This window comes from Clostridium sardiniense (assembly GCF_050584765.1).
GTDB lineage: Bacteria > Bacillota > Clostridia > Clostridiales > Clostridiaceae > Clostridium > Clostridium sardiniense_A.
Map to the genome: position 1 here is coordinate 169023 of NZ_JBNOOR010000002.1, position 24609 is coordinate 193631.

A 24609-nucleotide genomic window follows, 5' to 3' on the forward strand; every position below is an offset into this window, starting at 1 on the left:
TTCTAAAAATTTTAAAGTTCTATTTAATTATAGCTAAATCTCTTGCCATTTGTTTGTTTTATTAAAAATTTCTGCTATCTCATAAGCTCATTTCAGAGCATCTACGAAGCCCCACTAAAAGAGATGTATATTACATCTCTTTTAGTTAACTTTGAATTATACTCATACCTATAGCAAAAACTACTATAACTAATGTTAGTATATATAATAACATGCCTATCTTATTTCCAGCATTCACCGTCCATCCTATTCCTACTCTTTTTTCAACAAATATTGATGGATCTTGTTTATTGTAATATATTAATCCAAATTTCCATTTGCTATCGTCGTCTCTTTGAATTACTTTATCATTTTCTGTTTTATAATCATTTCTAACCTTAAATGCTTTTATTGAGTAATACATAAGTGCTATAAGCATAATAGCTGTAAGTATAACTACTATCCACATTACATTTTTACTACTTTTTATTATTTGAAGCACTTGAAGGTTTGCTATAGTTAATGTTGTCAAAGCAACTAGCATTATACACATCATAAGCTTTGATATTATATTCCTATATTTTAAATTATTATCCCTAGATTTCTCTGGATTTGTAGGATCAATTTTCATCTTTTTAGTTTGTAGTATATAATCAACTGCTATAAAAGTTATTATCATAAATACTATAGAAAATATTAAACCACCAAAAAGGAAAAAACTCTTTTCAGAGTAAGCAGTTATATTTCCACTAAAATCAAACTGAGTTGGAATTCTATCAGGTAATATACTATATTGCTTTATAGAAAAAACTGTATTTAATGCTAATACTGGAATTCCAATTAAAAGATAATAGGAAAGTCTTTTAAAGCTGTACTTGCTTCTTTCTGTAGAAACTACAACAACTTGCTTTTTGTCCTTTAACCCACCAAGTTCTTCTTTAAGTTCTCTTACCTTTTTATTATAAACTCCATAACATACCATTCCACCTATTATAGAAAAGAACATTGAGATTATAGATATTAACTGGCTATTTTGAATATAACTTACTATTATCCCCACAATTGATATTGTTGTAACTATTATATTTACATTTATATATTCCTTTTCTTTTTGCTTTATCTTATTGTTAGCTCTAAGTTCATCACTTACAATACACCCTATTAATACATTCTTCTTCCCTTTTACAGCTAAAATCGCACACGCAAAGAATTCAGTAAGAATTACTAAAATCATTATAATTATAAATCCTATATCAACCATAAAATTTATCTCCCCTCATATCCATCTAAAATAGTATTTAATAAACTTACCATTTCATCTCGCTTTAATCCCTTGGCCATACCCTCTGCTACCACTTCATTTATTTTTTCTTTATAGTTTTCTATAAATTTTTCATCATCCTTAGCTTTCTTTATATTTACAAGTACACCAACTCTTCTGTCTACACTTACATATCCCTCTTCTTTTAATAAGTTATATGCTTTATTTACTGTATGAAGATTTACTTCTATCTCTGATGCAAGCTCTCTTACTGCTGGAAGTCTATCACCATCTTTTATCTTACCTTTTGCAATACCTTCTATTATATTCTTCCTTATCTGAAGATATATCGGAACTTCACTATCAAATTCTAATGTCATTAACACAGATTTCACCTTCTTATATTCTATTTGTTATATATAATATATAACAATATTAATAAAGTTTCAATAATCTAAATAATTCTTTTTTCTCATATGCAAATATATATTAAAACTTATAAAAAAGTAAAAAATCACTGTATCTCAATATAACTACTTTTTAATTTAATATAAATATTATAACTTAATATAGCCTCGGTCTAGATGGTAGTAGAAACATTAATAAAATATACAACAATAAATTAGGTCCTATAAAAAATATCCAAATTATTCTTAAAACCAATGAATTAAATCCAAAATATTCAGAAATACCACCACAAACTCCTGCTATAACATAGTCAGTATCTGACCTATACATCTTTCTCTCCATGCATATTCCCCCTAAATAATCCCACAGTTAACTCATTTATAAATTAAATTTACTTTTATCATTTTATATAATAATAAAAAAATTCCACATTATTAATTATACAGTATCCCTGAAGTATTACTAATGCAGAATCTAAAGTTTTCTATTTAATTTTTATGTTTTATCTTTTTGGATAAACTAAGTATCATACCTTAAGTTTATACATTTATCATAATTATACAAAAAATATATGGTTATTATACAAATTATATATTTTAAATATATTAAATTCAGTGTTATATTATACCAGTAAGAAATTTTACTATACTTTTTATTATGTATCTTTCTAATTAAACAACTTAATAAAACTTTTTGCTGCTTTTGAAAGGTTTGTGCTTTTTCTATAGATAACTCCAAGCCTTGTATATAGATTAGTTTCATCTATTACTTTTGTTTTAAGGTTATTATCTTCAATAATCTTTGCTGCTGATTTTGGAATAACTGCTATACCAAGACCTGCTTTTGCCCATAATAGTGTAGTTCTTGCATCATCATTTTTGCAGAAACTATTTAGCTTAACATTATTCTTTTCAAATGCTGATGTGAGTAATGATTCATATCTTCTATAGAAAATTAAAGGTTTATTATCTAGCTTATCAATTGATATAATATCTTCTTTTATATCACTAAAGTGTTCTTCTCTTGCAACTGCAACCATAGGCTCTGATTCCAAATAATGAAAAGCAACATTTTTTGCTTTAAAAGGTGTTCTAACCATTGCTACTTCAATAGTATTATCTTCAAGCATATCTAGCATTTCAAAGGTTGTACCTTCATGTACTTCAAAGCTTATGTTAGGATTATCTTTATGAAATTCTATCATTCTATGTGATAAAAGCGCAGTTCCTGATGATGAGATAGTACCAAGTCTTAATGTACCCTTAACGCCATTATCAAAGTCTTCTATCTCTTTAATTGCAGTAGTTGTTAATGAAACTATCTTACATGCATGCTTATATAAAAGTCTTCCTGCATCAGTTAAAGTTATATTGCGAGAACCTCTTTCTACAAGAGTCATACCAAGTTCTTCTTCTAGAAGTTTTAACTGCATACTTAAAGGTGGTTGTGAAATATGTAGTCTTTTTGCAGCTGAAGTTATATTTCCTTCTTCTGCAATTGCAATAAAGTATTTAAGATGTTTAATATCCATAAATAGCACCTCTGTTTATGTTAAAGTTTGTTTAAATCTTATGTTAATTAAATATTTAAATAAACTTTAATATAAAATAAATTACTTGTAAAGATAATAAATGTTAAATAATTAGCTATAGAAAGGATTTTATTATGAAAGATTTATTTAATTTATATTTTCTCTTCGCGAAGCTCGGACTTATGAATTTTGGTGGAGGATATACGATGTTTCCAATACTTCAAAGGGAACTAATTGAAAAAAGACATTGGATCACTGATGAAGAACTTACTGATTATTATGCAATTGGTCAGTGTACACCTGGAGTAATTGCAGTTAATACTGCTACATTTATAGGCTATAAAAGAAAAGGAAGTTTAGGTGGAATATTTGCAACTCTTGGTTTTGTAACTCCATCTGTAATACTTATTTCAATAATTGCAGCCTTTATCGGAAACTTTGCTGATCTTCCAGTTGTCAAAGATGCTTTTGCTGGTATTCGTGTATGTGTTGCTGTACTTATTTTAAATACTGCAATTAAATTACTTAAGACATCTGTAATTGATATTAAAACACTTATTATATTTGTGCTTGTACTTGGTTTTTCTATCTTTACAAATATATCTCCTGTTTTATTTATAATTATTGCAGGAATAAGTGGAATTGTACTTAAAGGACTTGGAGGTAAGAATCATGGTACTAATTAGACTATTTTTTGAATTTTTTAAGGTAGGCCTTTTCGCAGTAGGTGGTGGTGCTGCTACTATTCCATTCCTTTATGATATTTCTGATAAAACAGGATGGTTTACTCATACAGACCTTGCTAATATGGTTGCTATATCTCAATCTGTTCCAGGAGCAATGGGAATTAATATGGCATCTTATGTTGGATATGCAACTAAAGGACTTGCAGGATGTATAGATGCTACAATTGGTATTATTGTTCCTTCAATTATTATAATTTTACTTGTAGCACAGGTATTAGATAAATTTAAGGAAAATGATATGGTTCAAAATTGTTTCTATGGATTACGTCCAGCCTCAACTGGTCTTCTAGCTGCTGCTGGCTTCGAAATAGTTAAAATATCAATATTAACTTTAGATAAGTATGCTAAAACATCAGATATTATGGATATACTTTCCTTTAAAGCATTAATACTTGCAGCAGTTTTATTTTTCTTAATATCTAAATATAAGAAGTCTCCAATTGTTTATATAGCTTTATCTGCTGTTGTTGGAATTGTATTTAAGTTTGCATCTTAAAATTATAAAAAAAGCCAGCAAAAATTAATTTTGCTGGCTTTTTTAATCTGTATATTATTTCTTTTATTATTTTATATAGTACATTTCTTATATAAAAAACTTCTACTTACAATGCATTTTTCACTTATCTTTTATAATAGATTCTCTAATTATATTCTTTATTTTCCTTCTATAATACATTGTTTGCATTGTCTACAGTAATAAGCTGTAGCCTTCTCACTACCTTCTACTATTGAGTATTTTGCAAGCTCTACTCCATTTGGACTGCTTAAGCATTTGAATACTCCTCGCTCTTCATCTTCAGGTATCCAACAAAGTGCTTCACGTTTGTTTTGTATATATCCCTTTTCCATCTCATCATTACAAAGTGCACATTTCATAGAAATTTACTCCTCTCAAAAATATATAATTTATATAAATCAATTAAACTTATCTATTTATTAAATTATATTATCTCTATTGAAGTAATATTTTCTAATTTTATTATTTTTAGAGCATTCTCATTATTTTTATTTATATATTCTAGTCTTAGCCATATCTCATCAACAGATCTAACTATTCCTTTTATAATATTACCTTCCCCATTATCATCTACATAGACTACATCTAAAATTATTTTGCACTCTTTACCTACACACTCTTTTATGGTATCTGTTAGAATTTTTTTAGCTTTATTTTTTATATTTAAACTTTCATTTTCTTTAATTTTATTTATTACTGTATCTGATAACCTATCTATAAATTTGTCTGATGCTATAGAAGAACTAGCTTCTTCAACGCCATATTTTACTGCCCATTTTATAATATAATAAAGTAATATCACTAGGATAAGCCATAACATAATATACTCCCCCATACTCTAATTTAAATAACCATAATTTAAGAAACTCTAATTTCAACATTACTTTTTATTAAGACTTTCTTCCTTCTTAAAGCATTCCTTTGCCAATTCTAATTGGTTTTTCTCCTCATACATAAGTCCTAATTCTCTATATAATTCCGCTTCATCTTGATTCTTTTCTATACCCTCTTTTAATAACTTTTCAGCTTTATCATATTCATCACCTCCGATATATATACGTGCTAAGTGGGCATATGCATCTGGATTATTATCTATTGAAATATATTTTTCTAATGCTTTTTCCTTCTCATTCATATACTTATCTAAATATATTTTCTCTTCCTCATATATATCTTTATTAGCATTTCTAAATTCATGAAATTGTTTAGTAAAGTTATCCTTTAAATCTTCATTCATAATATTTTCAAGATCTTCTATAGAAATTCCCACAACTTCTTTAAAAGCAGTATTAAAATCTGATTCTTTACTCTTTAATATAATATCTTTTAATTTATCTTCACCTTTTAATATAACTATTCTTCTTACTGCATACTTACTTTGCATATATATTGTATTTTCTTTTTGTAAATTATTTTCCCACTGCTCAGTAGTTACAAGTTTACTAAATGGAACTATTTCATTAATTTCTGTAATATAGTTTGTATCAGCAACATGTTCTGCTACTCCTTCAATAAACCAAAGAGGAATAGTTTTAGAATCTATATCATTTACTTTAAAGAATTCAAACATTACATGATGAGTATATTCATGTATTAATGAATCCTGTAGCTTCATACTTCCTCCACCAGATAATGCATCATCGTATGCATCCTTTCCATAAACATAGATTTCTCTAGTAAGTGGCATATATAATCCATCTGACCCTTCTGAACTATCTCTGCCTTCAAATACATCCTTTATATAATCAAATTTAATAGTTACAGATTCTTTATCAAAATCTCCAAAAATTCTATTATTTAATTTAATTGCCCTATCTAAAATTAAATTTATATTATTTAATGCTGGCTCTAATTTTTCTGTATAAAGAATTTTATAATTTTCTTTTTCTTCCTTTTTAAATACATCATTATACCCTTCTGGTTCCATCTCTGTCTTTTCTAAAACAGCATATAAAGCTATACTCCTATCTTCTTCTTTGTAAAGCTCCACAACTGTAACTGTTATAGCTCCAACTATTACTATAAGTATTAGATTTAATGTACAAAACAATATATTTTTTGCTTTACTTCCCTTTTCTTTCTTTATTATGTTTTTAATTATCTTAATTGTACTAAAAATTAAGATTAAACTTAGAATTAATGATAAAATTATATTACCTTTAAAATTTAAAAATATTGGTAATAATATGTACCCTAGAATAGTTATAAGATATACTAATATCTTTAATCCTGCCTTTACAATTCCCATACGCTTCCCCCTAATGTTATTTTATAAGTCTATCCCTAAAACCCACGATGATTATAACATATTTTGTAATTTATGTATCAAAAATCATTTAGTCTAAAATACATTTCTTTAAAATACTCCTTGGATAATTATTTGAATATTAATCTATAATTTAAAATAAAAATATTTTACCTTCTATAAACAAATGAAATAATTAGTTAAATATATAATCATATTATTTCTATAAAACTCTCTATCTTCGTTCTTAATAAATATGAAGTGAAATAATTTTATAAAATACCTATTAATATAGTTCATACTCCGTTAAAACTTTAATATATATCAGTTTGTCCTAATTAGATAAATTTGTATAAAAAAGGTATAATTTAATCATTAATTACGACTAGGAGGAATACTATTATGCCAAGAAAATCACTTATTCTAACAATACTATCTTTTGGAGTATTTATAGTAACATTAGTTTTACTTGCTTGGTGCGTTGGATATAAAAAGCAATATAATCTTATGGAAAGTTTAAATGTACCACTTGTTATGTCTGCATTTGCTTTTATAATAAACTTTAGAAACTACAGAAAGTTTGGTAAAGAACAAGATAAAGCTAAAGTAAAAGTTAGAAATTAATAAATTAATTCCATCTAAAAAAATCCTATAAAAACAATTAAAATAAATTTATTAATTGTTTCTATAGGATTTTTTATTATTTGCCCTTATATATTTTCTTATTTATTTTCGCTCTCTACACCTAATTTTTCTGCAATTTTATTTAACGTCTTATTTATACGTCTAGATTCTACTATAAGCTGATTTAAAAATAACATTATACTTAGTAGTAATATTACTAAGATTAATGTAAATATACTAAAATATATATCCATAATTATGTTCCTCCATTTCTTTAATAGGTAAATATTCTTATTTTTATAATATCAAATATCATCATATAATTTTAACTTTTACACTAATATTAATAAAAAAATTAATTCTTACTTTATTATATAATTAAGAATTAAATCTTCTTAATTTAGTAATTATTTGTTTACCCTTTTGCACCTAATATACATACATATTTAAAATCTAATATTAATTCTTATTACATCAATGGTGTTATAATAAATATAAGGTAATTATTACTAAAACTAATGATTAAGAATTTTTCAAGAGGTGAGTTAAAATGGGTAAATTAAAAGAAGAATTTGAAAATGAAGTAACTAAGATAAAAGAAAAACATGAAGAGCACAAAGAAGAAAGAAAAGAACATAAACAAGAAAAGGCTGAATATAAAAAAACTGTAGCAGAAAAAACAAAGGAATTTAAAGCTGAAGAATCTCAAGATGAGGAAGCAAAACTAAAAAAGGAAACTAAACAAAGAATAAGAGAAATAAAAAAAGAAATTCCAAATAATATTAAAGAAGAAGCAACTCAAATAACTGAACATGAAATAGAAAATAGTCAGAAGATTTAATATATATTAAACTTTATTATAAATAAAACTACTAAATATTTAAGCTACTAGAGGGTGTAGAAAAATTTATATAAATTTCTCTACACCCTCTAATTTCATATCTTAAAATGACAATTTAATTATTTAAAGTATCATCCTGGTATTCTTAATCTTTATCAATATACCCTATCTCTTCTTTATTATCATCAAGCCACATTTCCATATAACCACAATCATTACATAAATAATATTTAGGCTTAATTAGTTTAACTGCTGTTATTTTTATTGGTACAGCACTTATTATTTTAATATTATTAGAATTGCACTTTACACAAGCTCCTTTGTTTTTCATATCTTCATACAAGCTCCTATATATAAATATATTAAATTTAATTTATATCCCAATCTATTCTGTAGCTTCCACTATGTTTCCCTGCTACTTTTATGGTATATTTACCACTTTCTTTTATATCTATACTTTTAGAAATTTTTTCATCAGGATTCTTCACACTATATATTTCATTTTTATCTTTATCTAAAATAAGCACAGTTAGTTCTCCGCTTTTAGTAGTAACATCAATATTAACATCTAATTTTTGTCCTGAGCTTAGATTTAATGTTTTGTACTTTTCTCCATCAAAACTTTTATATATCATTTTCATACTACTTTTTGTACTAGATGCTATAGACATAACAGTCTTAGCATTTCCCTCATGCGGTCCCACAGCAAATGCTACAATCACACAAGCTACAATTATAACTATCACTGTTATAACCTTATTTTTTCTTTTCATAAATCCTCTCCTTTCTTACCTTTCCTAGCTCCTAAATTTTCTATAAGCTTATAACTCTTATTAATATATATCCTCTACAACATATAAAGTATTACTATCTTTAAAGTTCACCATATATAATTTTGATGAGTCTTCCTCTGTTTTAAAATAATAACTATACTCTTTATTGAAATCTGGATAATTTTCTTTTGCAACACTTAAATTTTTAAGTATTTCTTCAATATTTGCTTCTAGGATTTCATCTTTATCATTTTTTAGACTTAATCTCTTATCTATATTTAAATCTTCTGTATCTTTAAATTTAAATACATGGTACCTTTGTCCATCTCCTAAAAAACTCTCACCACTATCTGTTGCATACAATTCATCATAATTTTTTGATAACTCAATCCCCCAACTTGACTCTATAATATTTGAATAAATATTATGTTTTTTAATGTAATTATAAATAACGCTCCCTACAATTATTGATGTTATAACTACCATTACTAAAATAATTGCTATAATATTTTTTTCAGATTTTCTTTTCATGTTTCCCAAAACTTAAGCCCCTTCTATATAATTTAATATTAGATTTATTAAAGCATAGGTGTATATTAGATATCCAAAGACTATGGTTAATGTTTCATACATATCTGACATATCACCTTCATTTACATCTTTGATACTAAATAGATGTGTAACTATAAAAATTAACTCTGGCCTAGTTATACAGATATATCCAGATAATATCATAAGTATTGTCGTTGCAATTAAAGTAATACTTTCTTTGTTAGAGATTATATTTAATACAAGTAATGCTAATATAACTATAAAATATATTACACTTAAAGCTAATTTTGTAGTCTTTTTCTTTTTGCTTTTATTAGCCCTATCTAATTTTATTTTTTCTATACTTCTGTTGTATTCATATATATCACTTTTTGTTAATGTATCCCTACAATCTTTGCAGGTTATACATAAATCTTCATTAAGTGCGCCACACTTTTTGCAGACTATCATAATACTCCCCCTTGCTTTCCAGAGTACCAAATAGGTATTATGACTTTTTTAATTTAAAGCGTATTCCTATTCTAAATAATTGTAAATTTATAAATATATTACATAAATATTATACTATATTTTCCAATTATTAAAAACCCATGTCATTAAAACAATGTGACTCTTTAGTATAGTTTTTTACTGTATTAAGAAATTCAAATCTTCATTATGGATACCTTTAGTTAAATATACTCCTCTATTTTTCATTTAATCCTTGTAATAAAATTAAAAAGGAGCAGACTATTTTATAATCTACTCCTTTTAGTATATTTTTAAATTATATATCCTAATTCTGCAATAAAATGTAGTGCTACAAATACTGCTACAATGAATAATGCTAATATAACCATTAAGAATACATACCACCATCTTCTAAGTGAAAGCACTCCAATGAATTCCCTTATAAATGCACTAGGTACAAAGTAAAAAGCTGTCTTAGATCCTAATCCTACATTCTTAAGTCCTGCTTTTTTAGCTAATATACCAGCTCTAAAGACATGATATTCATTTGTAACAAATACACTTTTATATTTCTTTTTCATTTTATCCATTATCTTTTTAGAAAACGTCATATTTTCATATGTAGTTCTAGCTTTATACTCTAAAATTATATCTTCACTTGGACATCCTTTAGATACTAAATAATCTTTCATAGCTTCAGCTTCTGAAATCTCCTCGTCTGAACCTTTTCCTCCTGAAACAATAATTTTCGAATCTTTTCTTCTTTTATTTTTTTGTTTCAAATAAAAATCATATGCTTTATCCAGCCTACTTCCCAAAAGTTTAGATATCTCTCTACCTCTTATAAGTCCTGCACCAAGTACTATTATAAAATCTTTATTCATCTTACAAAACCTAACTCTATAAACTAATGCTGATACTAAAAAATCTAAAAGTAATAAGAAGAATAATATTGTTGCTAAAAATAACCAGAATATGAATCCACATATGATTTCCCTTATACCAAAGTCAAATGGTAAAAATGGAGATATAATTACAAATACTATAATTATTAATGTTCCTACCCCTAATATAAAAGATAGCATATTGCTTAAACTTCTACTTTCTCTCTTCATCATGGTAATTCCATTTACAATTAAAAATATTATTACTCCAAAGAAGATTAATATTCCTAAAATAAACATTATTAAAAATACTCCTATAGCTAAGCTTTGGTTAATACTTTCTAAAGATAATATTAAATCAATTAGCATAAACATTATTGCATTAAGAAGTATGAATCCATTAATAAGCCTACTTGGATTTTGTAGAAAGCTCAGTAGAAATATAATAAAAATTATAATTCCTATCGTAAATAAAGTCATAAATTACCCCTTTCATCCTATGTTATTATTTTATATATTAATTTACTTGTATTAATCTATAAATTATCTTAATTATATGATATCCTAGCTCTCTATGTGCTTAAAATAATAATGATTTCATAAAATTTAACATAAATCTTCAACTTTAATTATATGTAAAACGTATAGAACATATAAATTCATGTACTTTCTTATATTTTCTTATTAATAAATCTAATCTCTTATATATGTAAGTGCATTTAAATTAATATACTTAAAATTAATTTTATAACAATTTAAAAAGACCTAGAGAAATTTCTCTAAGCCTTTTAATGTAAGTGTATAACTTTTTATATTATGCAAAATATCTGTCTAATAATCCCTTGAATGCTCTACCATGTCTAGCTTCATCTTTACACATTTCATGTACTGTGTCATGGATTGCATCTAAGTTTAATTGTTTAGCTAAAGTTGCTAAATCTTTCTTTCCTTGGCAAGCTCCGAATTCTGCATCTACTCTCTTTTGTAAGTTTGTTTTTGTATCAGCATCAACAACTTCTCCTAAAAGTTCTGCGAATTTTGCAGCATGTTCTGCTTCTTCAAAAGCAATTCTCTTATATGCTTCTGCTACTTCTGGGAATCCTTCTCTATCAGCTTGTCTTGACATTGCAAGATACATTCCAACTTCTGTACATTCTCCCATAAAGTTTGCTTGTAATCCTTCTACAACTCTTGGATCTACGTCTTTTCCAGCTCCGATTCTATGCTCGTCAGCCCAAGCCATTTCTCCAACTTGTTCCATAAACTTATCAGCACCTACTCCACATACTGGGCACTTTTCTGGTGCAGTTTCACCTTCATAAACATATCCACATACTTGACACACAAATTTCTTCATAATTAATTCCTCCTATTTCATATATAAAACACATATTTTTTATTTATATAATTTCTATTTATATCTTAGTTTATATTAAATACAGACATTATAACCATCTTTTGTTCCTTAGTTTTTTATCATAGGTTCGAAGGGTTAAATTCTAGATTAATTAATTTATCTTATACATCTTTTGTTCTTTAAAAATCCTTTGTATCTTAAAATTTATGTATAATTTATATCTTCTGTTATTTAATAATTTTTATCTATCGCCTGTCTACATTTATTATTATATAATAATAATTATTACTTGTAAAGGCTTGTTTTTAATTTTTCTATAATATTTATAGAAGAATTAAATAAAGCGGTTAAATTTCCATTAATATAATGAAATATTTTCCACATTTTCATTATAACTTGAATTCTTTCAAATTACTACTAATACCATTCGACAAAAGTACTTTTCATCTTTTACTTATATTAAACTACATCTTTACCAAATGGCATAAGTGAAAGCTTTGCAATCTTAATGCTTTGAACTGCAAATGGTATTCCTATAATAGTAATACAAAGAAGTACTGCACTAATTAAATTTGCAATACACATAGCGAGCCCACCAAATATAATCCATAATATATTAAGTATTAGACTTGTTCCACCATCATTTACTGTTACAATTTCCTTTCCAAATGGTGCAAATTGAAGTTTTGCCATCTTAAAGCATTGAAGTCCAACTGGTATTCCAATTATAGTTATGCACCATACAGCCCCTAAGAATAACCATCCTAAAGCATTAAACACTCCTCCAAATATAATCCATATTATATTTCCAAGACAACTCATATTAATTCTTCCTTTCATATTCTAATTTTTTTTTAGACTTTATTATTATATACTTTATCTTACATTAATGCCCTTAATTTCTTCTTATTTTTATTTACTACATTTGATTTTCTATATTCTAATATAATTTCTATATTTCGATCCTTAAATCCTATATTTTAATCTTCACCTCTATATATTATTTAGATCTTATATATCTATTTAAATTTCATATATCATGATCCATCTTATTTAACATATCTAAAAACTATATTAACTATTTATAAAGACAAATAAGGCTTAGGAAATATCCTTTTCCTAAGCCTTATTTGAATCTATATATTTTAAAGGGTAGTGTGAACGCTATTTCTATGCAAAGTATCTTTCAAGTAATCCCTTGAAAGCTTTACCATGTCTTGCTTCATCTTTGCACATTTCATGAACTGTATCATGAATTGCATCTAAGTTTAATTGTTTAGCAAGTGTTGCTAATTCTTTCTTACCTTGACAAGCACCATATTCTGCATCTACTCTCATTTGTAAATTTTTCTTAGTATCAGCTTCTAATACTTCTCCTAGAAGTTCTGCAAATCTTGAAGCATGGTCTGCTTCTTCAAAAGCAGCTCTCTTATACATTTCTGCAACTTCTGGGTATCCTTCTCTATCAGCTTGTCTAGCCATTGCAAGGTACATACCAACTTCTGTACATTCTCCTGCAAAGTTTGCTCTTAATCCTTCTAAAATTCTTTCATCAACACCTTTAGCTACTCCTACTCTATGCTCATCAGCCCAAGCCATTTCACCTTTTTGTTCTACGAACTTTTCTCTTGGTGCTCCACATACTGGGCATTTTTCTGGTGCTTCTTCTCCTTCAAATACGTATCCGCATACTGTACACATAAATCTTTTCATAACTAATTCCTCCTCAGGTTCTCATAAAATGTCTTCATCTTTTTTAAAACTTAAAAACAAGATCGTTTAGGGTTTTTAGTTATATTTCATAGCTATAAAATCTACTTAAACTCATCTTTTGCTTTATATATTAAATTAGTATTTTAATATACTTATCTTTTGTATCTTGGATATTTATCCTTTGTATTCATGATACTTATCTTTTGTACCTTAAACACTTATCCTTTGTATTTCTATACTTATCTTTTGCATTTATAATACTAATTATATATATCTAAAATTTTCTTTAAATCTTTTGTTACTCATAAACTCTCATCTTTTGTTATCATAGTTTTTACTCATAAACTCTCATCTTTTGTATACTTAATATTATCTTTTGTACTTTTTATAGAGGCCCTCTATGAATATTATGATACTACTTTTTTCATATAAGAAAATAGCTTTTTAGTATATTTAACCATTTGTTTAATGATAGTTTAGAAGGTGTATTTAATATTAATATTTTTATATCAATATTGTATTTAGCTTCCTTTTTGATAGTATTTTTATATTATTTAATTTAACATTTATAAGTAATATTTACATTATTTACTTGTATTTTTTATATTTATATATTTATATATTTTTTGGAATGTTTTCACTGACTCTTCTGTAGCCTTATCAAACCCTCTATAATTATGAATTCATTTATAGGTAGTATTTAATTTGCGATTATTAAATACTACCTATTAATAATATAAAAGATAATGGGACTATACTTTATATAATCCCATTATCTTTTTACATTCCTTTATAATTTCATCCCTAATTTCTTTAGGTTCTAGAACTTCAACATCGCTTCCCATCTCCATTATCCACTTTATAATATCAGTTTTCCCCTCTATATTTCCACTATAGATCAAATACCCTTCATTATAATGATCTTCAATTTTTTCTTCTATTACCCATTTATGTTCCTTAAAGCATTTTGCATATGGGTAAAATATTTTAAGTTTAACTAAAAATTTTTCTCTACTATTATGTATACCAAGTCTACTATTAAGATAGGCTTTAACATCAAAATTTCCTTTATCAAAGGTTTCATCCAAAACTTCTATCTTTCTTATTCTTACAAGTTTAAAATTTCTTATTTTATTTCTATATTCACAATGGGCAAGCATATAGTTTGCGCCTTGATAAATATATATAGCATAGGGCCATACAGTTCTTATCATATTCTCATCCTTAAGATTTGAATAGTCTATCTTAAGTTTATTTAAATTAATTATACTTTCATTTATAGTAATCCATTTTTGCTTCAACTCATCTGTATTTCTATTTATTCTTTTAAATTGCGCTGTAGCATTGGAATTCCAAAAACTATTATCATCTACTTTATAATTTGATAGGATTTTAGTTATTCCAGAATTAAAGTCTGTCTTTAAAGGAAATGTTCCTGCCTGTAAGTAATTCATTACAAGTTCTATAGCTTTTACTTCATCTTCAGTTAAATCCGCATTAATCCAAGCAGTTTTACCTTTTATGCTATAACCTCCATATCTTCCACGCTCTTCTTCTATTACAATTCCTGCCATACACAAGTCTTCTTTATACCTGCTGATTTGCCTAATATCAACTTCTAATTCCTCTGCAATTTCACGCCTAGTCATTTTATTTCTAGTTTTTAGAAGCATCAACATATTTAAAGCATTGTTTACCTTGCCCATAATCACTCTCCTCTGTATCTTTAAAAATGTTCTAATTACAAAGCAAAAAAAATGAGATTCCGCCCCCTAGCAAAATCTCATCTGTCAAAATAATTCCCAAATTCCTATCATGATAGCAGTAGTTATTAGCTTAATTACACCCTATACTTTGAGAAAACTTCGTCTTTTATGTACCATGATTTAAAGGAATTACCATACAATTATATAATACGCTATAATGGTGACATATAAATGTAACAATACATTTTATTATCTATTTTTCAAAGATTATATTACCATATTTTATTATTATTATATATATTTAAGTAATTTCTTTAATGATAATTTTAATTTTTTAAATATTTCTATTATATTACTTTACAAATATTGTAACTACTTATAAATATAATAAGTATTATTGTAGCATTAAATATTTTTATTATATTTTTTTCAGATAAACTCTTATTGAGCTTATATCCTAAAAACCCTCCAAGTATTCCCCCTATAAGCATTACTGGTAATACTTTTAAATTATAACTTGAAAATCCTGTAGTTGCTGCTATTGATAGTATTTTAGCACCCTGTGAAAATAATATAACTATAATCGAGTTTCTTGCAGCTTCTTTAGTATCCATACCAAATAACATAGCAAATATGGCAACATTTATAGGTCCTCCACCAATGCCTAAAAAGGCTGAAATAGCACCTAGAATAATTCCAATTATAGCAATTATTAAACTACTATTTAAATCACGTTTTTTTATTCTATCTTTTACTCTCATATATAAAAAAACACTAATTAACAATAATATAATCAGTGCACTTTGAAGTATTGAAACTGACTCAGAATGCTTATTCATTGAAACTAATACCTTAAGAATCTTTTGTCCAACAACTCCTCCTATAATTGAACCAACTGCTATAGTCATTGTTCTTTTTACATCTATTTTATCCCTCTTAGTAATCTGTTTACCTATAGATACTACTGCCATTGCAAATATAGTTGCTGAGGATAGTAAGTTTACTGTTGGAAGAGAATATGAGCTAATACTATCTAAAACTGGTTTTATTACAATTCCTCCACCTATTCCAGCAGCTGCACCTATTGTAGTTGCTATTATTGCTAAAAGAAAATATACTATTTCCATTTAATCTACCTTCTTATCTTTATTAAGGTTTTACATACGCATATCCTTCATATTGCTTTTTAATAAGTTCCATAACACCAGCTGGGACTACTTCAACAAAATCACAAAGCTCTTCTTTTTTTATTTCCATTTTAGTTAATGTGTTATTACAAGCTGCAAATACAACTCCCTTAGAAGCTAATTCACTAATATCATTATAAAAGCCTAATCTCTTAGCATCTTCTTCCCTTAAATTAACTATTGGTTCACCATGAACTAGCATCTCTACAGTTAAAGTAGGATCATCTTTTAAAATATTTTGAATATTACCTACAGCCATAGTCCATTTCTCTTTTTCATTTACATGTACAATAACTTTCATTATAATCATCTCCTAAGCTTTTCTATAACTTATTATAGAAAATTAGAATGTAACTAGTATGATTAGTTTTTTAACATTGTATAAAGTGTTATACAAATAACTTATAGTTATTATTACAATTACTTATTTATTAATTTATTTTGGAATATATTATGTACTTGTGCCATAGATTACATTGACATTTTTATTCTAATTTTCCTTTTTAAATTTAATCATAAAAAAAGATATCTCTTAATTTTATTCTACTTAAGAGATATCTCTTTTTTTATTTTAAATTATTGTACTTCTAGTTTAATCGTATGTATAGTATATTGATCTTCCCATCCACTAAATATATACATAATATAATTTCCTTTTCTTTCTGGTGCTTTTATATAATCAACATCATTATCTTTAGTTGCAAACATTCTCTCATCTAGATCTATTCCCCTATCCCCATCTAGAATACAAAAACCTATGTATTTTTGTCCGCCTTTACTAAAATCTAATTTTAGTTCTTCCTCTGGAGATACTTTATATACTGGTAGTCCACTTCCTCTAATAATGTCATCACTTTCTTCTTTAATTATCTTTACATTACTTTTCTTTTGAGAATACATAATTAACCTAGTATCTTCTGTTGTATCTTCATAGGTTATTTTTAAGGTTGGATTTTTTTCTATTTCATTATTTGAAATATTCCCCTTATCTTTTTTAAATTCATCATAGTCTTTGTTATAATCCTCTATAAATAATTCCATTCCTGATGTCTTATTAACATCTTCTACACTAGTAACCGTTCCTCCATAGAAACCACACCCAATTAAGGTAAGCGAGGCTCCTAGGAATACTGCTAATCCTACATAAATCCTCAATTTTTTATTCATTTCTTTTCCCCCATAATATTTTTCTTTAGTAGTTAGTAAACATTATATAAATATATTTATATAATGTTTATATTTATTTTATCATTTTTGGAACAAGATACCAATTGTTTTATTGTAATTTTTATTATATTTTTTATTATAAAATTTAATTTTCTATTATAATTATTTTAAAATTTATATTTTAATCTAAAAAAAATGTACATTTACCATTTTTTATAGCTAAAATAATATCTTTTATTAATTAACTTAACAAAAAAAGCTTTGCCTAAATATATAAGCAAAACTTTTTTTAAATTTAATTTAGAAAATATTATAATGCACCTTCTAATATTTTACGACTAATATCTAGAGTGATTTGTCCGTTCTCTCCTATAGCTGTCATATTATGTTCTTCTAAGGCTTTAACTAAATCATCAATTTTACTTGAATCAACACCGTAATCTGACAGTCTAGTTTTTATACCTAAGCTTTCGAAGAATTCTCTAGTCTTATCTATTGCAAGATCTATTCTTTCCTCTTCAGTTCCAGAAGTTATATTCCAAACCCTTTCACCGTATTGTATTAATTTATCTTTCTTTTTATCCCTCATTACATTCCAAAGTGATGGTAATATTATAGCTAAAGTCTTACCATGATCTATACCAAACATTGCTGTAAGTTCATGACCTATCATATGAGTTGCCCAGTCTTCTGGTACTCCTGTCCTTAGTAACCCATTTAGTCCCATAGTTGCACACCATACAAGATTTGCTCTTAAATCATAATCTGTTGGATTATCTATAGTTTTCTTTCCTATTTCAACTAATGTTTGAAGTATTCCTTCAGCAGTTCTATCTTGAAACATTGCATGTGCTGGATATGTTGCATATTGTTCTAGAACATGAATAAATGTATCAACTACTCCATTAGCTACTTGAGTCTTTGGTAGTGAGAATGTTAAAGTTGGATCTAAGAATGAGAATTTAGGGAATACTAATTGATTTCTAAATCCTCTCTTACCTATGCTTGAAGTAACAACTCCTCCACAGTTCATCTCTGAACCTGTAGCTGGAAGTGTCACTACCGTTCCAAGTGGTAATGCTTTAGTTAAACCAAAGGCAGCCATTTTATCTCTTAAAAGATCTATAGCATCTTCTCCATCATATTGTGATACTAATGAAACAAATTTTGTTCCATCCATTACAGAACCACCACCAACAGCTAATAAGAAATCTATATTTTCTTTCTTAACTACATCTACAGCCTTCATTAATGTTTCAAATCTTGGATTAGCTTCTATACCTCCAAATTCAACTACTTCTCTCTCTCCAAGTCCCTTTAATACTTTTTCTAGAGTACCAAACTTTTTAACGCTTCCTCCACCATAAAGTACAAGAACTTTAGCATCCTTTGGTATTAAATTATTTAATTCTCCTAAACGATCTTTTCCAAAAACTATTCTTGTTGGATTATAAAAATCAAAATTCATCATATAAAATTTCCTCCTTAAGTCATAGGTAATCTATTAATCTTTACTTAGATTTCCTTCAATTAAACTTAGTATAGTCCTTAGAGTACACTTTAAGTCAATAAATTATTTACTATTTAATTTATATTTTAAAGCTTATTAAAATTTAAAGATTTATCCACACCCTAATATTATTGAAAATTAAGAGCTTACCTTTATATAAAAATAACCCCAAATTAATTATTTTATTTAATAAATTCCTTATTTAAATAATTCTATATATAAAATAAAGAAGCACCATAAAAATGATGCTTCTTTATTATCTATAATTTAGTAGCTTCTAATGAATTAATACAAATCTTTTTAGTTAACTTTAATAAACCTTCTTTTTCTTCTTCAGAAAAATTGCTTAATAAAAAGTTTTTCCAATCATTTATTATCTTATTGATCTTTGGATAGACTTCTAAAGCTTTGTCTGTAGGATAAAGATTATATGTTCTTTTATCATCTTTCTTTGCTACCCTTTCTATAAATCCGAGCTTTTCTAACTGACATAAAGCCCTTGTAATATTACTAGGATTTAAATGAATTATATCTATTAATTTATCCTGTGTTATTCCAGGATTTTCATAAATTTTTAGTATATAAAAGTGCTGGCTACTATTTAGCCCTATATCTTTTAACTTCTTATCTAGATATATTTTATTATGTCTGTCAGTAATTGAAATCCATTTAAGTAAATCATCCATCATTTCTGCCTCCATAATTAGATTCAACCTAACTTTAATAATAAGATAAACTCACAATGAAATCTACTATTTTTTGAATAATCTGTATGCAGAAACCACACATGCAATAAGACATAATGCAAATGAAACTGCAAAAGCTATATGCATTCCATAGACAAATAGAATCGGCTGATTATCTATATAAGTTATTACTTTATAACCTGCCTTATGGCTCATTCCAAGATAAAGAATTGTAGTTGATAATGATATACCAATAATCATCCCTAAGTTTCTTGCAAGAGAATTTAAGCTTCCAGCTATACCTAACTTATTTGGTTTCACAGAGGACATTATTATTGAATTATTCGGTGATTGGAATAATGCAATACCAACTCCATTCATAGTTGTAACTGCAACTAAATAAATAACTGATGTACTTTGATCTATAAACATATATAAAAATTGAGTTATTGTAACTACTACTAATCCTATAAATGTCAATATCTCTGATCCCATTCTATCTGATAAACTTCCACTTATAGGTGCAACAATCATCATTGCAATTGGAACAGACATTAATATAAATCCTGATACAATAGATGAATATCCTAAAGTCTTTTGAAGATAAAACGGCATTAAAACATTAAAGAATAAAATTGCTGAAAATATTAAAAGTGCACAGAATAACCCCATCGAGAATTCAAAGTTTTCAAACATCTTCATATCTATTAATGGCTCATCAATCCTATTCTCAACTCTTATAAATACAATTAATGAAATTATAAATATTATAAATAAAGTTATTACTGTAGGAGTCATAAATCCTGTTTGTTGACCTATAAAGATCGCTACAAATAATGAAACTATACTAATATCAAATAAAATAAATCCTTTATAATCTATCTTTATCTTAACTTTATCTTTATTTTCTTTAGGAAATACAAAGTATCCTAAAATTATAGCTACTATTCCTATTGGGATATTTATTAGAAATATATAATGCCATGAATAACCTTCGATTATAAATCCTCCAATACCCGGCCCTGCAATACTGCCTAAAGATACAAAACTCCCAAGGATTCCAAGTCCTTTTCCTCTCATCTCTCTTGGAAAATACTCAGTTATAATTCCAAAGTTTGTCGCCATAGTCATACTAGCTCCGATAGCTTGAACCGCTCTTGATACTAAAAGAAAAGTTAAACTAGTACTTATACCACATAGAAGTGATCCTATTACAAATATAACTGTCCCTATCTGGAAAACTTTAATTTTTCCTTTTGTATCACTTATTCTTCCGAAAAATATTAAAAGCATACATATTACAACTATATATAAAGAAACTATCCATTCAGCCTGATTCATATTAATTGATAAATCTTGTGATATTACTGGCATTGCTATATTTACAATACTTCCATCTAATGTAGACATAAATGTAAATAAACAAGTTGCAATTAACATAAGCCAAATATTATACTTTTGTTCTGATTTACTATTATCTTTTGTCATTTGTAATCCTCCCTTTTTTATTTTCTACAAAATTAAGTTATTTATCATATAACCTAATGTATTTGCGTTCGCAATTATATTGATAAAAAAATAAATCTTTGCGTTCGCAAATTTATTTTAGTCCAAACTATATTAATAGTCAATGTAAATATTCGGCAAGATATAAATTTAGTTATAGTAAAATTCAAAGGAGTGCAACTATTGCAACTCCTTTAATATCTGTTTTATATAATTTTATATTATGTAAGATTTCATTATCATTTACTACTATTTGCTATTTTCATCTATGTAATTTTTTATATCCTCTATTTGTGCATTTGTAGATTTTATATTATCATCTATAGAGTTTAATTCTTCACTTTTTGCTTTCAAAGTCTCTTCTTGACTTATGTATGTCTTTTCTAATTCTTCTTTTGTTTTATTGTTCTTTGAAGTAAAAGCTGTACACCCCAATATAAAAAATATTATTCCTAATATAATTGTACCTTTGTTATATTTTATAAATTTAAAAAATTTATTCATCTATTATACCTCCATTAATAACATTTTGAGCAAGGTGTTAAACCTTCTGCTTGTGCTTCACTTAATGTTATTTCAGTCGCCTGTGCTGAGTGTGTGTTACCACAATGACTTGTGCTATGATATTTTTTACCTGTTTTTGTTCTCCAAACCATAGCTCCAACTTGTTTGTTATCTGAAGATTTAGTGTTATCAGCATTACTACTATTTGAAGAAGGTGCTACACTTTTAGCTGCTTCTGCTTCTTGCTTTTTCTTTGCAGCCTCTGCTTCTGCTTGCTCTTTCTTTTCCTTTTCTTCTTGTTCTTTTGCAAGCTTTTCTTCTTTAACCTTGTCTATATCATCTTTTTTAGTTTGATATTCTGAAAGATTATTTTTTAGATTATCTAAATCTTTTTTATCAGACTCTAATGATGCATTCTTTTGTGATATTTGAGCCGCTATTTCTGTGTTCTTTGCTTGCATATCGCTTATTTCTTGATCTGGAACATTTCCTGCAAAGGCAATTCCCCCTCCAATTAAAAAGCATGCTATACAAGAAATTAATATTTTCTTCTTACTTGATATAAATGACTTTATATTCAATTTTATCCCCCCTTGTTTATATAAGGGAATTATATCATGTATATTGAAGGTATTTTTTATTTTCAATATATCAATTATTCTGAAATTTTTATTTGTTTTATGAAACTTTGTATATGATAATATTTTTCTAAACTTTGTTATATATTTTGGATATCTTTTATAAAAATTGCTTTATTTTTTATAAGTTATTAATTTAACAATTTTTTTGAAATAAATAGAGTAATAGATTTTATAATCTATTACTCTATTACTTTTTTAAGTATTATTCCATTTTTAAAGCTACCTATTTGTGATTTCTTTCCTTCTCTTTTATTTAGAAATTCTTCTTCTGAATATCCTAGATTATCTGCAAGTGCAAATAATACTTCCATGATATCTGCAAGTTCCTCTAAATTTTTATCTTCTAAATATTCATTTATTTCTTCATTTAGTTTCTTTTCTAGGTATTCTTCTTTTTCTTTGCCAGTTACTATTTTTATATTACATTTCTTGCCTGACTCTTCTATTATCTTTGGTATATCATCTCTTACTAATTTGTTATACTCTTTCAAGGTCTGCCACCACCTCAATATTTTTATGGTCAATAAAATTATTTTCCCATATATTAAATCCTTGATTATAAGCAATTTGGTATAAAGGCTTAATTGTTTGCTCTATAGAACTTATAAAAATCTCTTTTTTAATTGGTTCATATAATTTAGTGTCTTTATTAAAGCTCATATCTAAATTTATATTATTATAATCTTCAAGTATTTTTCTTCCCTTTTCATTCTTCCTCATAAAATCAAAAGATTTAAATTGAAGTTCACAAAAATCATTAAAATACCTATCTAAATCAGGTAAATTATCACTTTTTTTACTATTTATATTTTTAAATGTAGGTATTAAATTCCAAAGTTCATCATGTAATACAAAACTCCATGGAATAAAATGATCTATACTCATTACACCATATCTTTCATAATTTTCTTCATTCATTATTTGACCAGTATATATATCCTTTACCCCTATCTCTTTATTTACAAGCTTCCAGTAATCAGTTGGTGCTTTAAGATTTCTATGAATTGGTGCTTCTAATTTAAAGGCTATAGCCGGAACATTTGGATTTCTTTTTTGCAAGAAGCATATCAGCTTGTACCTTATCCATCCATAAATTATCCTTTCATTACTTTCTATATATTTAGCCCATAGATCATTTACTATTATCTTTTTTTCACTTGAATTTGTTATATCTATTTTATAAAGTGAACCTTCATCTTCATTTGATAAATCAATAATTCTTCTATTTTTCTGACTCTTATCTAATCCCTTTAATTGATTCTCATAAAAGGGTGATAATAGTCTATATGGAACCATATTACATAGACTTAATATATCTTTTTCTACTTCTTTATCAGTTTTATTCTCTAAAAACTCAATTAAATCTTCTTCTTTTGGATTTTTATTTATCTCATATCTATCCTTTATCTTATTTACCACTTCTCCTAAATTATCATGTACTCCAAAACTTAGCTTAAATTCAACTAATGGATACCAAGCTGTAGCTATCATTCTGCAAGCTAATCTCTTGAATGTTATCTCTTTATTTCCTACTATTATTTCTTTTAATATTGCATCAAGCCAGAATAATTTATATGATGCTACTGTTACTTTTTCATCTAGTAACTTTTCTAACTTATTTATTCTTAAATTATTATCATATGGTAATTTAATTTCCATTTATCTACTCCTATTTTTATTTATATGATTATTTTACCATCTTACTTTATCTATAATCTATATACTAAGTGTATCTTTTCTATTATAAATAAATTTGCGATTCTTAAATTATATAAAAAATAAAGCATCGAAATAATTAACTATTGTATAATTATACTATAA

The 24609-nt window shown here is 26.4% G+C and carries 31 protein-coding genes; 4 read left to right on the forward strand and 27 right to left on the reverse strand.

What is annotated here, in order from left to right:
• Positions 1-145: 145 nt before the first annotated feature.
• The 4 genes from ACQPUW_RS10455 to ACQPUW_RS10470 all read right to left on the reverse strand — a co-directional run bounded on the left by ACQPUW_RS10455 (position 146) and on the right by ACQPUW_RS10470 (position 3179).
• Entirely contained in the window at positions 146-1240 is a 1095-nt protein-coding gene (locus ACQPUW_RS10455) for a DUF1648 domain-containing protein (protein WP_430837433.1), read from the reverse strand.
• Between the two features lie 5 nt (positions 1241-1245).
• On the reverse strand, positions 1246-1620 hold the full coding sequence (locus ACQPUW_RS10460; protein WP_430838085.1) for a GntR family transcriptional regulator: 375 nt from the start codon (positions 1618-1620) through the stop codon (positions 1246-1248).
• Positions 1621-1804: 184 nt separating this feature from the next.
• Entirely contained in the window at positions 1805-1990 is a 186-nt protein-coding gene (locus ACQPUW_RS10465) for a PspC domain-containing protein (RefSeq protein ID WP_430837434.1), read from the reverse strand.
• Positions 1991-2315: 325 nt separating this feature from the next.
• Entirely contained in the window at positions 2316-3179 is an 864-nt protein-coding gene (locus ACQPUW_RS10470) for a LysR family transcriptional regulator (protein ID WP_430837435.1), read from the reverse strand.
• Between the two features lie 134 nt (positions 3180-3313).
• On the opposite strand from ACQPUW_RS10470, the gene ACQPUW_RS10475 reads away from it, so the two are divergent.
• Together ACQPUW_RS10475 and ACQPUW_RS10480 are read left to right on the forward strand one after the other, a co-directional pair.
• A complete protein-coding gene (locus tag ACQPUW_RS10475; protein WP_430837436.1) occupies positions 3314-3865 on the forward strand; it encodes a chromate transporter in 552 nt (183 codons plus the stop codon).
• On the forward strand, positions 3852-4421 hold the full coding sequence (locus ACQPUW_RS10480) for a chromate transporter (RefSeq protein ID WP_430837437.1): 570 nt from the start codon (positions 3852-3854) through the stop codon (positions 4419-4421). Before ACQPUW_RS10475 ends, ACQPUW_RS10480 begins: the two co-directional genes overlap by 14 nt.
• 158 nt (positions 4422-4579) lie before the next feature.
• On the opposite strand, the gene ACQPUW_RS10485 is transcribed toward ACQPUW_RS10480, so the two are convergent.
• The 3 genes from ACQPUW_RS10485 to ACQPUW_RS10495 all read right to left on the reverse strand — a co-directional run bounded on the left by ACQPUW_RS10485 (position 4580) and on the right by ACQPUW_RS10495 (position 6690).
• Positions 4580-4801: a PF20097 family protein gene (locus ACQPUW_RS10485; RefSeq protein WP_430837438.1), complete on the reverse strand. Its 222-nt coding sequence runs from the start codon at positions 4799-4801 to the stop codon at positions 4580-4582.
• Between the two features lie 65 nt (positions 4802-4866).
• A complete protein-coding gene (locus tag ACQPUW_RS10490) occupies positions 4867-5262 on the reverse strand; it encodes a DUF6019 family protein (protein WP_430837439.1) in 396 nt (131 codons plus the stop codon).
• Between the two features lie 60 nt (positions 5263-5322).
• Positions 5323-6690, reverse strand: coding sequence for a tetratricopeptide repeat protein (locus ACQPUW_RS10495; protein ID WP_430837440.1), 1368 nt, complete (start codon positions 6688-6690; stop codon positions 5323-5325).
• Between the two features lie 399 nt (positions 6691-7089).
• Here ACQPUW_RS10495 and ACQPUW_RS10500 point away from each other — a divergent pair, with 399 nt between their 5' ends.
• On the forward strand, positions 7090-7311 hold the full coding sequence (locus ACQPUW_RS10500; RefSeq protein ID WP_430837441.1) for a hypothetical protein: 222 nt from the start codon (positions 7090-7092) through the stop codon (positions 7309-7311).
• Positions 7312-7409: 98 nt separating this feature from the next.
• On the opposite strand, the gene ACQPUW_RS10505 is transcribed toward ACQPUW_RS10500, so the two are convergent.
• Positions 7410-7565, reverse strand: a complete 156-nt coding sequence (locus ACQPUW_RS10505; RefSeq protein ID WP_430837442.1) for a hypothetical protein — start codon at positions 7563-7565, stop codon at positions 7410-7412.
• Positions 7566-7861: 296 nt separating this feature from the next.
• Between ACQPUW_RS10505 and ACQPUW_RS10510 the strand changes: the two genes are divergently transcribed.
• Positions 7862-8152 carry a hypothetical protein gene (locus ACQPUW_RS10510; RefSeq protein ID WP_430837443.1) on the forward strand — a complete coding sequence of 97 codons (291 nt, stop codon included), beginning with the start codon at positions 7862-7864 and terminating at the stop codon, positions 8150-8152.
• Positions 8153-8297: 145 nt separating this feature from the next.
• Here ACQPUW_RS10510 and ACQPUW_RS10515 read toward each other — a convergent pair whose 3' ends face one another.
• The 19 genes from ACQPUW_RS10515 to ACQPUW_RS10605 all read right to left on the reverse strand — a co-directional run bounded on the left by ACQPUW_RS10515 (position 8298) and on the right by ACQPUW_RS10605 (position 24447).
• Complete coding sequence (locus ACQPUW_RS10515; protein ID WP_430837444.1) at positions 8298-8483, reverse strand: hypothetical protein; 186 nt, start codon at positions 8481-8483, stop codon at positions 8298-8300.
• 37 nt (positions 8484-8520) lie between these two features.
• Positions 8521-8925 (reverse strand): hypothetical protein, encoded by a 405-nt coding sequence (locus tag ACQPUW_RS10520; RefSeq protein ID WP_430837445.1) that lies wholly within the window; start codon positions 8923-8925, stop codon positions 8521-8523.
• A gap of 60 nt (positions 8926-8985) precedes the next feature.
• A complete protein-coding gene (locus ACQPUW_RS10525) occupies positions 8986-9465 on the reverse strand; it encodes a hypothetical protein (protein ID WP_430837446.1) in 480 nt (159 codons plus the stop codon).
• A gap of 3 nt (positions 9466-9468) precedes the next feature.
• The gene (locus ACQPUW_RS10530) at positions 9469-9927 is read right to left on the reverse strand and encodes a hypothetical protein (protein WP_430837447.1); all 459 of its coding nucleotides are present in this window, start codon (positions 9925-9927) and stop codon (positions 9469-9471) included.
• A gap of 311 nt (positions 9928-10238) precedes the next feature.
• Entirely contained in the window at positions 10239-11291 is a 1053-nt protein-coding gene (locus tag ACQPUW_RS10535; RefSeq protein ID WP_430837448.1) for a YdcF family protein, read from the reverse strand.
• 334 nt (positions 11292-11625) lie between these two features.
• Positions 11626-12168: a ferritin family protein gene (locus ACQPUW_RS10540; protein ID WP_204593521.1), complete on the reverse strand. Its 543-nt coding sequence runs from the start codon at positions 12166-12168 to the stop codon at positions 11626-11628.
• A gap of 459 nt (positions 12169-12627) precedes the next feature.
• Positions 12628-12990 carry a YccF domain-containing protein gene (locus ACQPUW_RS10545; protein WP_430837449.1) on the reverse strand — a complete coding sequence of 121 codons (363 nt, stop codon included), beginning with the start codon at positions 12988-12990 and terminating at the stop codon, positions 12628-12630.
• 348 nt (positions 12991-13338) lie between these two features.
• The gene (locus ACQPUW_RS10550; protein WP_204593519.1) at positions 13339-13881 is read right to left on the reverse strand and encodes an NADH peroxidase; all 543 of its coding nucleotides are present in this window, start codon (positions 13879-13881) and stop codon (positions 13339-13341) included.
• Positions 13882-14633: 752 nt separating this feature from the next.
• The gene (locus ACQPUW_RS10555) at positions 14634-15587 is read right to left on the reverse strand and encodes a helix-turn-helix transcriptional regulator (RefSeq protein ID WP_430837450.1); all 954 of its coding nucleotides are present in this window, start codon (positions 15585-15587) and stop codon (positions 14634-14636) included.
• Positions 15588-15934: 347 nt separating this feature from the next.
• Positions 15935-16714, reverse strand: a complete 780-nt coding sequence (locus ACQPUW_RS10560; protein WP_430837451.1) for a sulfite exporter TauE/SafE family protein — start codon at positions 16712-16714, stop codon at positions 15935-15937.
• Between the two features lie 22 nt (positions 16715-16736).
• The gene (locus ACQPUW_RS10565; protein WP_430837452.1) at positions 16737-17075 is read right to left on the reverse strand and encodes a DsrE family protein; all 339 of its coding nucleotides are present in this window, start codon (positions 17073-17075) and stop codon (positions 16737-16739) included.
• Between the two features lie 275 nt (positions 17076-17350).
• The gene (locus ACQPUW_RS10570; protein WP_430837453.1) at positions 17351-17941 is read right to left on the reverse strand and encodes a hypothetical protein; all 591 of its coding nucleotides are present in this window, start codon (positions 17939-17941) and stop codon (positions 17351-17353) included.
• Between the two features lie 310 nt (positions 17942-18251).
• Entirely contained in the window at positions 18252-19412 is a 1161-nt protein-coding gene (locus tag ACQPUW_RS10575) for an iron-containing alcohol dehydrogenase (RefSeq protein ID WP_430837454.1), read from the reverse strand.
• Positions 19413-19711: 299 nt separating this feature from the next.
• A complete protein-coding gene (locus ACQPUW_RS10580) occupies positions 19712-20140 on the reverse strand; it encodes a MarR family winged helix-turn-helix transcriptional regulator (protein WP_430837455.1) in 429 nt (142 codons plus the stop codon).
• A 63-nt stretch (positions 20141-20203) separates the two neighbouring features.
• A complete protein-coding gene (locus ACQPUW_RS10585; RefSeq protein ID WP_430837456.1) occupies positions 20204-21625 on the reverse strand; it encodes an MFS transporter in 1422 nt (473 codons plus the stop codon).
• Positions 21626-21892: 267 nt separating this feature from the next.
• The gene (locus ACQPUW_RS10590; RefSeq protein ID WP_430837457.1) at positions 21893-22147 is read right to left on the reverse strand and encodes a hypothetical protein; all 255 of its coding nucleotides are present in this window, start codon (positions 22145-22147) and stop codon (positions 21893-21895) included.
• A 14-nt stretch (positions 22148-22161) separates the two neighbouring features.
• The gene (locus tag ACQPUW_RS10595) at positions 22162-22728 is read right to left on the reverse strand and encodes a hypothetical protein (RefSeq protein WP_430837458.1); all 567 of its coding nucleotides are present in this window, start codon (positions 22726-22728) and stop codon (positions 22162-22164) included.
• A 239-nt stretch (positions 22729-22967) separates the two neighbouring features.
• Positions 22968-23279, reverse strand: coding sequence for a phosphoribosyl-ATP pyrophosphohydrolase (locus ACQPUW_RS10600; protein ID WP_430837459.1), 312 nt, complete (start codon positions 23277-23279; stop codon positions 22968-22970).
• A complete protein-coding gene (locus ACQPUW_RS10605) occupies positions 23266-24447 on the reverse strand; it encodes an HNH endonuclease domain-containing protein (RefSeq protein WP_430837460.1) in 1182 nt (393 codons plus the stop codon). The genes ACQPUW_RS10600 and ACQPUW_RS10605 overlap by 14 nt, the downstream gene beginning before the upstream one ends.
• Between the last annotated feature and the right edge of the window lie 162 nt (positions 24448-24609).

Coding starts and splice junctions, on each gene's coding strand:
- ACQPUW_RS10455 (WP_430837433.1), bottom strand. CDS start 1,240: ATGGTTGATATAGGATTTATAATTATAATGATTTTAGTAATTCTTACT.
- ACQPUW_RS10460 (WP_430838085.1), bottom strand. CDS start 1,620: ATGACATTAGAATTTGATAGTGAAGTTCCGATATATCTTCAGATAAGG.
- ACQPUW_RS10465 (WP_430837434.1), bottom strand. CDS start 1,990: ATGGAGAGAAAGATGTATAGGTCAGATACTGACTATGTTATAGCAGGA.
- ACQPUW_RS10470 (WP_430837435.1), bottom strand. CDS start 3,179: ATGGATATTAAACATCTTAAATACTTTATTGCAATTGCAGAAGAAGGA.
- ACQPUW_RS10475 (WP_430837436.1), top strand. CDS start 3,314: ATGAAAGATTTATTTAATTTATATTTTCTCTTCGCGAAGCTCGGACTT.
- ACQPUW_RS10480 (WP_430837437.1), top strand. CDS start 3,852: ATGGTACTAATTAGACTATTTTTTGAATTTTTTAAGGTAGGCCTTTTC.
- ACQPUW_RS10485 (WP_430837438.1), bottom strand. CDS start 4,801: ATGAAATGTGCACTTTGTAATGATGAGATGGAAAAGGGATATATACAA.
- ACQPUW_RS10490 (WP_430837439.1), bottom strand. CDS start 5,262: ATGTTATGGCTTATCCTAGTGATATTACTTTATTATATTATAAAATGG.
- ACQPUW_RS10495 (WP_430837440.1), bottom strand. CDS start 6,690: ATGGGAATTGTAAAGGCAGGATTAAAGATATTAGTATATCTTATAACT.
- ACQPUW_RS10500 (WP_430837441.1), top strand. CDS start 7,090: ATGCCAAGAAAATCACTTATTCTAACAATACTATCTTTTGGAGTATTT.
- ACQPUW_RS10505 (WP_430837442.1), bottom strand. CDS start 7,565: ATGGATATATATTTTAGTATATTTACATTAATCTTAGTAATATTACTA.
- ACQPUW_RS10510 (WP_430837443.1), top strand. CDS start 7,862: ATGGGTAAATTAAAAGAAGAATTTGAAAATGAAGTAACTAAGATAAAA.
- ACQPUW_RS10515 (WP_430837444.1), bottom strand. CDS start 8,483: ATGAAAAACAAAGGAGCTTGTGTAAAGTGCAATTCTAATAATATTAAA.
- ACQPUW_RS10520 (WP_430837445.1), bottom strand. CDS start 8,925: ATGAAAAGAAAAAATAAGGTTATAACAGTGATAGTTATAATTGTAGCT.
- ACQPUW_RS10530 (WP_430837447.1), bottom strand. CDS start 9,927: ATGATAGTCTGCAAAAAGTGTGGCGCACTTAATGAAGATTTATGTATA.
- ACQPUW_RS10535 (WP_430837448.1), bottom strand. CDS start 11,291: ATGACTTTATTTACGATAGGAATTATAATTTTTATTATATTTCTACTG.
- ACQPUW_RS10540 (WP_204593521.1), bottom strand. CDS start 12,168: ATGAAGAAATTTGTGTGTCAAGTATGTGGATATGTTTATGAAGGTGAA.
- ACQPUW_RS10545 (WP_430837449.1), bottom strand. CDS start 12,990: ATGAGTTGTCTTGGAAATATAATATGGATTATATTTGGAGGAGTGTTT.
- ACQPUW_RS10550 (WP_204593519.1), bottom strand. CDS start 13,881: ATGAAAAGATTTATGTGTACAGTATGCGGATACGTATTTGAAGGAGAA.
- ACQPUW_RS10555 (WP_430837450.1), bottom strand. CDS start 15,587: ATGGGCAAGGTAAACAATGCTTTAAATATGTTGATGCTTCTAAAAACT.
- ACQPUW_RS10560 (WP_430837451.1), bottom strand. CDS start 16,714: ATGGAAATAGTATATTTTCTTTTAGCAATAATAGCAACTACAATAGGT.
- ACQPUW_RS10565 (WP_430837452.1), bottom strand. CDS start 17,075: ATGAAAGTTATTGTACATGTAAATGAAAAAGAGAAATGGACTATGGCT.
- ACQPUW_RS10570 (WP_430837453.1), bottom strand. CDS start 17,941: ATGAATAAAAAATTGAGGATTTATGTAGGATTAGCAGTATTCCTAGGA.
- ACQPUW_RS10575 (WP_430837454.1), bottom strand. CDS start 19,412: ATGATGAATTTTGATTTTTATAATCCAACAAGAATAGTTTTTGGAAAA.
- ACQPUW_RS10580 (WP_430837455.1), bottom strand. CDS start 20,140: ATGATGGATGATTTACTTAAATGGATTTCAATTACTGACAGACATAAT.
- ACQPUW_RS10585 (WP_430837456.1), bottom strand. CDS start 21,625: ATGACAAAAGATAATAGTAAATCAGAACAAAAGTATAATATTTGGCTT.
- ACQPUW_RS10590 (WP_430837457.1), bottom strand. CDS start 22,147: ATGAATAAATTTTTTAAATTTATAAAATATAACAAAGGTACAATTATA.
- ACQPUW_RS10605 (WP_430837460.1), bottom strand. CDS start 24,447: ATGGAAATTAAATTACCATATGATAATAATTTAAGAATAAATAAGTTA.